This window comes from Micromonospora sp. IBHARD003 (assembly GCF_056106285.1).
In genome coordinates this window covers 2423855-2435483 of record NZ_JBWBBX010000001.1, presented here as the reverse complement: position 1 = coordinate 2435483, position 11629 = coordinate 2423855, and the positions used below count along the sequence as shown (strand labels likewise).

At 70.7% G+C, this 11629-nt stretch carries 7 protein-coding genes; all 7 read left to right on the top strand.

What is annotated here, in order from left to right; translation table 11 throughout:
- The first annotated feature begins 76 nt into the window (after positions 1–76).
- The 7 genes from ACTWOL_RS10770 (at position 77) to ACTWOL_RS10740 (ending at position 11629) form a co-directional block, all read left to right on the top strand.
- Complete coding sequence (locus tag ACTWOL_RS10770; protein WP_474296395.1) at positions 77–1339, top strand: MinD/ParA family ATP-binding protein; 1263 nt, start codon at positions 77–79, stop codon at positions 1337–1339.
- Between the two features lie 199 nt (positions 1340–1538).
- Complete coding sequence (eccCa, locus tag ACTWOL_RS10765) at positions 1539–5516, top strand: type VII secretion protein EccCa (RefSeq protein WP_474296394.1); 3978 nt, start codon at positions 1539–1541, stop codon at positions 5514–5516.
- 167 nt (positions 5517–5683) lie between these two features.
- Positions 5684–7105, top strand: a complete 1422-nt coding sequence (locus ACTWOL_RS10760) for a DUF6177 family protein (protein WP_474296393.1) — start codon at positions 5684–5686, stop codon at positions 7103–7105.
- A 170-nt stretch (positions 7106–7275) separates the two neighbouring features.
- A complete protein-coding gene (locus tag ACTWOL_RS10755; RefSeq protein WP_474296392.1) occupies positions 7276–7611 on the top strand; it encodes a hypothetical protein in 336 nt (111 codons plus the stop codon).
- A gap of 60 nt (positions 7612–7671) precedes the next feature.
- The gene (locus ACTWOL_RS10750) at positions 7672–7983 is read left to right on the top strand and encodes a pore-forming ESAT-6 family protein (RefSeq protein ID WP_474296391.1); all 312 of its coding nucleotides are present in this window, start codon (positions 7672–7674) and stop codon (positions 7981–7983) included.
- Between the two features lie 179 nt (positions 7984–8162).
- Positions 8163–8588, top strand: coding sequence for a DUF6507 family protein (locus ACTWOL_RS10745; protein WP_474296390.1), 426 nt, complete (start codon positions 8163–8165; stop codon positions 8586–8588).
- On the top strand, positions 8585–11629 hold the full coding sequence (locus ACTWOL_RS10740) for a hypothetical protein (RefSeq protein WP_474296389.1): 3045 nt from the start codon (positions 8585–8587) through the stop codon (positions 11627–11629). The genes ACTWOL_RS10745 and ACTWOL_RS10740 overlap by 4 nt, the downstream gene beginning before the upstream one ends.

The window sequence follows — 11629 nt, the reverse complement described above, 5'->3', positions numbered from 1 at the left end:
GGCGAGGGTGCGTGCCCGCGCGAAAGCACATGCAGGCACGGGCAGGCAGCAAGCAAGGCGGAGAAGAAGGGCGGACATGCCGAACCGAGACAACTGGCAGGGCGATGTGCTGCGCGACCTGAGGGGCGCCGCCCCGCGCGAACCGGAGAGCCCGGCGCAGGCGCAGTCCCAGGCACAGGCTCGGGTCACCGCGCAGCAGCCCCCCGCCTCTGCGCAGGCCCCGGTACCGCAAACGCAGTCCCCGGATCCGGCAGCGCAAACGCAGGCACCGGCACCGGCTCCGTACGCGTACGTCCCTGCACCTGCTTCGTACGCGCAAGCCCCGGCCCCGGCACCGGTGCCGCAAACGCAGGCACCGGCTCCGCATACGCAGGCCCAGGCCCAGGCCGGGGCCCAGCCCCGCGGCGGGGCGTCGTACACCCCCGACTCCCGGCCCGTGGTCGACAAGGAACTGGCCGGCACGGGACGCAAACCGAGGCGCGGAGAATCCTTCGCCGCACGCGCCGGGCGGGCCGTGCGCCGAACCGTTTCCTCGTCGGCCGCGCGCGAAGTCGCCGACGCCACCCGCACCGCCGAGGTGCTCCAGCAGCCCGTGACGACCGGCCGGCAGATCGCCGTCACCTCCATCCGGGGCGGCGCCGGAAAGTCGACGGTCGCCGCGCTGCTCGGCACCACCTACGCGCACTACCGCCAGGACCCGGTCCTCTTCGTCGAGGCCGACCCGGCGCTCGGTTCACTGCCGCTGCGGCTCGGCGCGGAGACACTGCGCTGGACCACGGGCGATGTCGCGGGCATCGTCGAACCGCAGATGTCGCTGCTCGACATCACCGGCTACCTCGTCCAGCTCCCCGACAACGCCTGGCTGCTCCCGGGCAGTCAGGGCCAGATCGGCGCGATGCTGGACACCAGGGCGTACCAGCGGGCGATGGTCGCGCTGCGCCGCTACTTCGGTGTGACGGTCGTCGACTGCGAGACACTGCCAGCCGAGGTCGCCCGGGTCGCGCTCTCCGCCGCCCAGGCCCGGGTCCTGACCACACCCGCCACGCTGGAAGGCGTCACCAGCACCCACGCGGTGCTCCAGTGGATGCAGGGGCTGCCCCACCATGTGATCGCCGGCACGGTCGTGGTGCTCACCCAGACGGTCCCGCACTCGGGACTCGACCTCGACGAGGCCGCCCGGAAGCTCGGGGCCGGCGGCGCACGGGTCCATGTCCTGCCGTACGACCGCCACTTGGCGGCCGGAGGCAGGATCCGCACCGAACTGCTCGCCCAACCCACCAGGTTGGCCGCCACCGGCATCGCCGCGGATGTCTTCGAGCTCTCGCAGCAGCGCCACTGACACCCACACCGATACCAGCGCTCCGACGGCACCGATAACAGACATCGACGACAGACACCGACGACAGACACCGATAACAGGCACGACGACAGACGCAGACACCGACAACAGACACGACGACCGACACCGACTGAAGCCGCACCGCAGCCGAGGCAGCCACCACCACGATGCCGAGCCCGACCGTGAATGACGGACGACGATGAGTACCCGACTGATACACCGCCCGGCCAGGACCACCCGGCCTCCGGCCGCCCCCGAGGCGCGCACCATCGAGGCCCCGCCCAACCTCCCCGAGGGCAAGGCGGGCAACATCGCGATGTCGCTGCTGCCCGTCGCCGGAGTCATGTCGTCCGTCGTGATGATGACCGTCGTACGCAACAGCCAGTTCGCCGCGCTCGGCGCGCTCATCCTCGTCGTCACCATCATCGGTTCGGTCGCGCTCGTCTTCTCGCAGCGGGGCAAGGCCCAGCGGACCCGCCGCACCCAGCGCGAGGCCTACCTCGCCTATCTGGAGGACCTGCGGGAGGAACTCGCCTCCGAGGAGCGCGAACGGCGCGAGCTCGCCGACGTCCTCAACCCGCCGCCGCACGCCCTGTACGACATCGTCCGCGACCCGGCACGGCTGTGGGAGCGCCGCCGCACCGACGGCGACTTCCTGCGCGTACGCGTCGGCACCGGCGAGATGCCCGTACGGGATCTGACGATCGCCCAGCAGGGTTCGTCGGTGCTCACCCCGCCCGACCAGTTCATGCTGAACGAGGCGTCGGCGCTGACCTCCCGCTTCCGTACCGGCACCGAACTCCCGCTCACCGTCCCGCTCGACCGGGTCGGGAACATCAGCGTCATCGGTCCTCGCGAGGACTGCCTGCGTGTCGCCCGTGCCCTGATGGTCCAGGTGGCCGCCCTGCACGCACCCGACGACGTGGCCATGGCGCTCGCCGTGCCCGGCGACCGGCTCGCCGACTGGGACTGGGCCAAGTGGATGCCGCATCTGCTCGACAGCGAACAGTTCGACGGCCCGGTCGCCGCCCGGCGCATCGCCCCCTCCGCGCCCCAGCTCGCCCGCGGGCTCGGCCCCGAGCTGCGCCGCCGCGCCTCCTACGCCGCCGAGATACGCCGGGGGCTGTCCGGCAAGGACGCCCTGGCGATGACGTCCCGGCTGCTCGTCGTCACCGACGGACACGGCGATGACGCCGTCGAGCTGCCCCGGCCCGATGACGCCGTCGGCCTGCGCGAGATGGGCGTCACCGTCCTCCACCTGCTCGAACAGCGCGTCCAGGAACCCGGCCACGTCGGCGTTCGGATCATGGTCGACGGCGACCAGGTCGTCATCGAGGACCTGCGCGAGCAGGAGCCGATCAACGCCCACGGCACCGTGGACGAGGCCGGCATCCCGTTCGCCGAGGGCCTGGCCCGGATGCTGGCGCCGCTGCGCCTGTCCGCCGAGTCACTCGCCGACGCCCCCCTGTCCGGGCCCGTCGACTTCGCCGAGCTGCTCGGCATCGACGATGTCGCGCGGCTCGACCTGGCGAGCCTGTGGGCGCCGCGCGGCGAACGCGCCTTCCTCCGCGTACCGATCGGCATCAACGACTCCCACGAGCCGGTGCTGCTGGACCTGAAGGAGTCATCCGAGCTCGGCATGGGCCCGCACGGCCTGTGCGTCGGCGCCACCGGTTCCGGAAAGTCGGAACTCCTGCGCACCCTCGTACTCGCGCTGGTGGCCACACATCCGCCGGAGGACCTCGCCCTCGTCCTCGTCGACTACAAGGGCGGCGCGACCTTCGCCCCGTTCGCGGACCTGCCGCACGTCGCCGGTGTCATCACCAACCTCGAGAACCAGGCCGGCCTCGTCGAGCGCGTCCACGCCTCACTCGCCGGTGAGGTCAAGCGCCGCCAGCAGGTCCTCAAGGACGCGGGCAACGTCGCCGACATCGGCGACTACACCGCACTGCGCGCCGACAGGCGGCCCGATCTCGACCCCCTGCCGCACCTCTTCATCGTCATCGACGAGTTCGGTGAACTCCTCACCGCCAAGCCGGACTTCATCGACCTGTTCCTGTCCATCGGCCGTATCGGCCGCTCCATCGGCGTGCATCTGCTGCTGTCCAGCCAGCGCATCGAAGGCGGCAAGCTCAAGGGTCTGGACACCTACCTCTCGTACCGGCTCGGCCTGCGCACCTTCTCCGCCGACGAATCCCGCACGGTCCTGGACACCACGGACGCCTTCCACCTCCCGCCGCTGCCGGGCTTCGGCTACCTCAAGGTCGACACCAGCCACTACGAGCGCTTCAAGGCGAGCTATGTCTCCGGCGCCTACCGCGGGCCCGTGCGGCGTGCGGAGGACGAGGAGAACGGACCGCTCGTCCTCGAGTACGAGGCGTTCAACACGCTCGCGGAACCGGAGAGCCACGGCGGGCGGGAGCCGTCGGTGCGCCGCCGCGAGACCGGGCCGACCGAGCTGGGCGTCATGGTCGGTCAGCTGGAGAGCGCCCCCACCGACCCGGTGCGCCGTATTTGGCTGCCACCCCTGCCCGGCGCGATCGCCCTGGACAAGGTCGCCGGCCCGCTCGACGTCGGCTCGCGAGGGATGCAGCTCGCGCAGCGGCGTGGCCCGCTCCAGGTGCCGCTCGGACTGCTCGACGACCCGACCAGGCAGTGGCAGGGCCAGTGGTATCTGGACCTCACCGTGGCGGGTGGGCACGCCGCCGTCATCGGCGGCCCGCAGTCGGGCAAGACGACACTCCTGCGCACCCTCGTCCTCTCGCTCGCGCTGACCCACACCCCACAGGACGTCGGCATCTACGGCCTCGACCTCGTCGGCGGCGGCCTGGCAGCCCTGTCCGGCCTGCCGCACGTCGGCGGCATCGCGAGCCGCGCCGACCGCGAACGCGCCGCCCGCACCGTCGAGGAAGTGCGGACCATGCTCGCCGTCCGGGAGGACCTCTTCCGCGAGCACAGCATCGACTCCGTCGAGCAGCTGCGCACCCTGCACGCGGCCGGCAGGCTGCCCCAGCTGGCATCCGCCGAGATCGTGCTCGTCATCGACGGCTTCGGAGCGCTGCGCGACGACTTCGAGGAACTGGACGACGCCGTCGTCGACATCCTCAAGCGCGGTGGCGGTTACGGAATCCACATCGTCGCGGGAATGCTCCGCTGGAACGACGTCCGCATCGCCACGCAGTCGTACTTCGGCACCCGCGTCGAGCTGCGCCTCAACGACCCCAGCGAGTCCAGCGTCGACCGCAAGCTCGCGGAGACCCTGTCACCCGACGAGCCCGGCCGCGCCCTCACCGACGGCCGGCTCTTCGTACAGGTCGCGCTGCCCCGTACGGACGGCGTCGCCGAAGCCGCCGAGCTGGGCGCGGTCCTGGAGCGCACGGCCCGTACGATCCGCGCCACCTGGAGCGGCGACGTCGCCCAGCCGGTCCGGGTCCTGCCGCACCTCCTCGAGCCCCACCTGCTGCCGGGCCCGGTCGCGGAACCGAGGCGCGTGCCGATCGGCCTGGACCAGACGGCACTCGCGCCGGTGCTGCTCGACCTGTTCCAGCATGACCAGCACCTGCTGGTCATGGGAGACAGCGAGTGCGGCAAGACCAACCTGCTCAGGACCGTGGCGGGCGGCCTCATCGAACGCTACGGCGAGGACGAGCTCGTCTTCGCCATCATGGACCCGCGCCGGAGCCTGCGCGGCGCGATACCCGAGGAGTTCAACGGCGGCTACGCCTACAACGCCAAGATGTGCGCGGGCCTCGCCGCCGGGATCGCGACCGAGCTGGAGAAGCGGCTTCCCGACGACGGCGCCCGCCTGGAGGACCTGGAGCCCGGCAGCTGGGGGAACGGGCCGCGGATCGTGGTCCTCGTCGACGACTACGACGTGCTGACGACCGCCGGACAGTCGCCGCTCTCGCCTTTCCTGCCGTACATCCCCTCGGCGGTCGACATCGGACTGCACTTCGTGCTCACCCGCCGGGTCGCGGGCGCCTCGCGCGGTATGTACGAGCCGCTGGTGCAGGGGCTGCGTGAGTCGGGAGCCTCGGCGGTCCTCATGGCGGGAGACCGCAGCGAAGGCCAGCTGTTCCCGGGCGTGTACGCCTCCCAGCAGCCGCCGGGCCGCGGGGTGTTCATCCGCAGGGGGCAGACGAACCGCCTGATCCAGACCGTGTACACCGGTGGGTGACGTTCCCGGCCGGCGACGACGTACGCGAACGACGACGCCGTACCCGAACATGCCGTGCCCGAACGTGCCGAGCCCGAACGACCGGTGAACGACCGGACGACCGGACGACCGGACGACCATGAAGACCGAGCGAAGGACCGGACGACGATGAAGGACCGGACGACCCCATGACGAAGGACGTCATCGCCCTCACCCCGCGCATGCCCGACGCGCTGACCGTGCTCGCGGGCCTGCTCTCCGGCGGCCCCGACAAGCTCGTGCGCACGACGGGTGAGGACGCCGTGATCCAGCTCTGCGACGACGAGGGGCGTCCGCTCGTGTCCGTCGAGGCACCCCTGCTCGTGCAGGTCGCCGGCGAGGCGGAGCGGCTCCTCGGGGCCACCCCGCCGCCGGTGCCGTACTGGTGGACGGAGGCCCGCGCCACCACCGGTGTCGAGGAGGCCGAGCGGCTCGCGGGCACCTTCGCGGCCCGGCTCACCACTCTGGGCGGCGGTTCCGCCTGGCCGCCGGAGGCCGCGCGCAACCTGGGCGTGGTGAAGACCGACGGGGTGAGCGCCGCACCGGCGCCCGCCGCCGCGCAGCCCTCCGTCGACGTGCTCACGGACAAGGTCGCGGTCGTCATCCACGACCGGCCGGTGGTGGCGATGACGGCCTGGCTCTCGGACGCGTTCCGGGCCGCTGCCGAGTCCTCCCGGGGCCTCCAGATCGTCAGCCCCGCAGGGACCACGCTTTCCCCCGCCGTACGCCACGGCCTGCACGGCTGGCCGTCGCGCTGGGTCGTGCGGGACGAGCGGGACGGCTACTACGACGGGCTGTCCGGAGCCGTACTGCGCTGGCAGGACGGCATGTTCGCCGTCGTCGAGGGGGAGGGCGCGACCGCCGAGGAGCCCAGGACTCCCGTGGCGGCCTCGTACCGGGAGGGTGTCGCGGACACGGGGGAGCGCCAGCTGGCCGTCACCTTCCGCATGGTCCACCCCGCGGACGAGCGCCTTGTGCTCGGCGGCGGCCTCGAGGCGGTGTGGCGCGAGCTGACCGGTGAGCCGCCGGCCGGGTGGGGCACCTCGGAGCCCGCCAACCTGCCGTGGTCGGTACGCCAGTTGACCGACGTCGCTTTCGAGCGGGCGCCCGAGCCGACCTGGTTCGTGGTCGTGGGCAGCCCGGAGCGGCCCGGACTCGCGACGGTCATGGTCCGCCGTACGAAGGCGGGGGTCGAGGAGGAGGTGACGCTGGCGTTCGGCTACGGACCCGGCGAGGAGCCGCCGCTCGAGGCCGTACCCAGGGCGGCGGAGGTGCTCGCGACCCGGCACCGCCTCCAGTCGATGCTCGTCCAACTCCGCAAAGCCCGCCGCGACCTGGCGGTTCCACCCGCCTTCGAAGGGCCGGGCGTGCCGGTGGCGTTCGTGCTCGGCGCGGAAGAGGTCCGCGCTCTGCCCGGCGACCGGGCCCGGCGTACTCCGCTGGCGCAGGCGCCCGTACAACTCGGTCCGAAGACACGGCCGGCGCTCTACTACCCTCTGCGGGGCGACGCGTGGGACCTGTCGGCCTGGCGGGACTTCGAGCGGTTGGTCGGGCATCTGAAGGGTGCGTGACGCTTGGAGCCCGATGGCTACAAGTGCCCCTCGTCTGCCCCTCGTCTGATCGTGCTTGAGCACTTGTGTTGTGAGTTGGTCACAGTGACGCGATTGCTGATTGCATGTGTGACGCCTGAGTTGATAGGCATGACAGTGCATACGATTACCGAGCCCGCGGGGGGAGTCCGATGAAGTTCGACATGGGGGCACAGGTTCTGTCGACCCTGAAGTCGCAGTCACAGGGTTCGAGCACCGACCTGGGAGTGTTGATCCGCCAGCTGATCCAGGCCGCACAGCCGTTGGAGGGCAAGTTCAACGGTCAGGGCAAGGTGATGTTCGACTCGTTCAAGGGGCGAGCGGACGAGATCACGGCCGCCCTGAACGGCTCGCTGTCGGCGATCCTCGGTGGTCAGGCGGGCATGGACGCGGCGTTCGCGTCGGGCGACCAGGAGCAGGGCGAGAACGCGAAGTCGGGGATGGCAGGCGCGAACTTCGACGCGGCGCGCTTCTCCGGCCGCAGCTGACGCACCGGTGCGTACCGCAGCGCTGTGAAAATGTTCGGATCTCACGGGGAGTGACACTCAATGGCTTCGGGAACTGACCGTCGTTCGTACGACACGGGAGCCTCGGTCGAGGCGCAGGGCAACATCCAGGCGGTGATCGCACGTCTGGAGCAGGTGATCACGGCCCGCGACGGGCATGTGAAGGCCGCGATGACGGACTTCGCGGCCGACGGCGTGGCGGACGAGTACCACGGCAAGGAACAGCGCTGGTACAGCACTTCGCAGGAGGTGCGGAACATCATCCAGCTGCTGAAGTCGACGCTGGAGAAGAACGATGTGACGGCGCAGCAGACGCTGTCGCGGGCGAAGGCCGCGGTCGACAACATCGGCTGAGCGGAGACGGGCCCTGAGCGGCGCGCACCCCGGAGGAATCGTTCCTTCGGGGCGCGCGAGGTCGCCGGGGCCCAGGTCGGCGCGGTCAGGAGCCGGCGAGGGCGCGCACAGCCGGAGGGGCCGCGGGCCGCACGCCCTGGCGGTGGCGCAGCAACAGATTCGTACGCGGGGGAGCGTTCATGACCGGGTGGGACATCCAACCCCAGGGAGTGCAGGGCCAGCTGAAGGTCGTCGGCACCCACGCCGGGGACCTGCACAAGGTCCTGACGGCCATGCTCACGGACATCTCAGGGGCGGCCGAGGCTGCGGGCACGGCGGTGCCGGGCTCCGCGGCCGAGACACCTCTGCAGGGCCCGACGGCCACGGGGAAGCCGCTGACGCGTAAGGCGATGGGCCCGGTCGCGGCCGCGCTCGCCGAATGGGCGAAAAAGCGCCACGTGGACCTTGAAGGGATGGCCAACCGCATCCAGGCGGCCGTTCTGGGGGCGGCCACGGCCACCAATGAGTACGTCCAGGGCGATCTGGACCAGGCCAAGCAGGCCCAGGACGCGGCACGGTCGGTCCGGCTGGACATCCTGAAGGACCTCGGGGGGAAGAAGCAGTGAGCGACGCACCGGTCAACCCGGACGAGGTACCGGTCTTCACCGGAAACGAGCAGGTCCTCGACGAGAAGATCAAGGCACTGTCCGGCACCGGCGCGAAGGTCACGACCGCCGCCGGTGACGTCCACACCACCTTCGGCGGGCTGAGCGCCTTCTACAAGGCGCCCGAGGCGGAGCAGCTGTTCGCGACCACCCAGCCGGTCAAGGACAAGGCAGGGACGCTCAGTTCGGACCTCGGCGTCATCACCGGGGCACTGAGGACGTACGCCGACGACATCGGTCCGCTGGTGAAAAGGCTGAATCAACTCCGGGTGGACGCAGCCGACTTCCGTGACAAGGTCTCCGAGGACGACAAATGGCGTGAGGACGGCGACCTGATCGAGGAGAACCTCGACCGGCGCAATGAGATCGCCGAGGTCTGGACCCAGTTCCAGGCCGCCGAGAGGGCGTGCCACAACAAGATCGTTGCCCTGGTGCACGGCGACCTGCTCAAGGTCGACGACGGCTCCCACAAGGATGGCATGTACGGCTACGACGCCGAGATGCTGAAGCAGGCCAAGAGCCTGCCCTGGGGCGACGCGGTCGAGGAATCAACGCCGTGGTGGCAGGTGTGGGAGCACGCCGGCGACTTCATCGAGGGCTTCTTCGTCGACGGTGTCTGGGGCACGATCAAGGGTCTCGGCACGCTGGTCGGCGTCGACGGCTGGGATGCCGCCGGCCAGGCGTGGGTCGGACTGGGCAAACTGCTGACCGGTATCGGACTCATGATCACCCCGGGCGTGGGCGCCGCGTACATGGCCATGCCGGACGACCAGCTCCCCAGCTGGCTGCGGGACTCCCGGACGGCCGTGAAGGAGACCGGCAAAGCACTGCTGGCCTGGGACCAGTGGGGTTCCCATCCAGGCCGCGCCGCCGGCGCGGTCACCTTCAACGTGCTGACGACGGTCTTCACCGGCGGCGCGGGCGGCGCGGCTTCGGGCGCGGGTAAGGCGGGCGCGGCGGCGAGGGCGCTGGCCCTGGCCGGCAAGGCCGGGCGGATCGTGGACCCGATGACGTATGTCTTCAAGGGCGCCGGCGCCGGTGTGTCGAAGATCGGCGATGCCGTGAACGCCCTCCGGAACATGGGCAAGGTCGACATCCCGCCGCTGCCGGACAACGCGGTCCTCCTCCCCGACGGCGGGTTCATGCTGCCGGACGGCACCATCAAGCTGCCCTCCGGTGCCCCCTTGCCCGAGGGCGCGCTGCATGTGCCCGAGGGAGCGGTACGGCTGCCCGACAACGTCGACGTCCCGGCGGGTGCGGTCGACCTCGGCAACGGCGTGGTCAAGCTCCCGGAGGGGGCCCCAGTTCCCGAGGGAGCCGTCCCGCTCAAGGAGGGCACGGTCGCGGTCCCCAAGGACACCCCGGTGCTGCCCCCGGACGCGATGCCCGTCCCCGTCAAGGAGGGCATGCCGCCCCGCTACCTGACCGGAGCGGGCGATGTGCTCGACGAGCACGGCAAGATCCTCAGCAAGGCCGACGAGGCGCCCACCGACATCGTCGACCGCGGCACCAACCCCCACCCGGCCTCGGGCGCGGACAACCCCCGCGTGGACACGCCGTCCCGCCAGGAGACCCCGGTCCTGGCCGGCGTCGGCGGGCGCGGCGACGACGCGGTCCGCCTGGGCAGCAGCCTCGGCGACGACATCGGCGACGCGGGCCGCCTCGGCGACGACGGCCCGAGCGGGGGCACGGTGGACCGGACCCCGAGTGGGGGTGTGGGGGACCACATGCCGACGGGCCGTGCGGGCGACCACATGCCGACGAACAACCTGGACAACACCGCGGGCGGCGCGGGCCGCAACGGCGACAACGCCCCGACGGGGGGCGGGAGTCACGGGGACACCCCGGCCACGGGCGGCAACCGCGACGTCCCGGGCGGCTCGACGGCGGACAACGGCGTCCGGGGCGGTTCCGCGGCGGACAACGGCATCCCCGGCGGCGGCCACGCGGACGACGGCGTCCCGGGGCCGGGCGCGGCGGACGACGGTATTGGTGGCGGGCACCCGGATACGCCTGGTGGGGGCGGCGGCGCCCACCACGAGCCTCCGGCCTCGGCCGCTCCCGACGAGGCGACGCGCGCGACCCACCGCGCGGAGTACGAGGCTGCCCGCGAGGTTCCGCCCAAGGAGCGGACCTCTGCGGAGCGGGCAGCCATCACTCGAGAACACGTCTGGCTGGCCAACAACGACCCGGTCTGGCGCGCGGAGCACTACGACAAGTGGGGGGCTGGCAAACGTAACAGTGCCGACGAGTTGGTCGATGGTCAGCTCCTTCCCGTGCTGATCAAGCAGCCGGACGGCAGTTGGATGGCCGCCAGCGAACTGCCGTATGCCGACCCGGAGAAGTTCCACCTAGAAGACCTCGTAAGGGGGCGAGACACGGTCGATTCACAGGGAGGTCTGGACCACCTCGACGACGTCTCGGCCAAGCGCAAGGCGGGCATGGAGCTGACCAAGTGGGAGAAGGCCTTCAACGAGAATCCGAGCTTCGAGAACGCGTACGAGCTGGCCCATGCGCAGGAGCATTACAATCTGACGGTTGGCAAGGACGTCTCGAACAACACCAAGCTAGGCGAGGCTCTTGGTGAGGATTCCGCGAGGCATCACATGCTCCTTCAAAAGGAGTTCGCGGGCGCCAGGGAGGTCGACCCCCCATTGCCGGAGACGCCTAACGGCGCCCGGAGGTTCGACCAGCTCTGGCGTGACAAGGACGGCAACCTCATCATCGTCGAGGCGAAGGGTCCCAACGGGACACTGGAGTGGCGTCAGAGCAACGGTGATCCTGAGAATGTGATGATGGTGAAGCAGGGAACCATCGAGTATATCCGCACGGTCGTGGCCGATATGAAGGACCGTGCCTTCGTTTCACCGGATGACGCCAGGTACGCCAAGGAAATCGAAGAGGCCATCGACAACAAGACCTTGCGATACGTCCTGGTCCAGGCTGCCGATAACACCGGTACGTATGCTGGGGCCGAGCTCAAGCACTTCAAGATCTTCTAA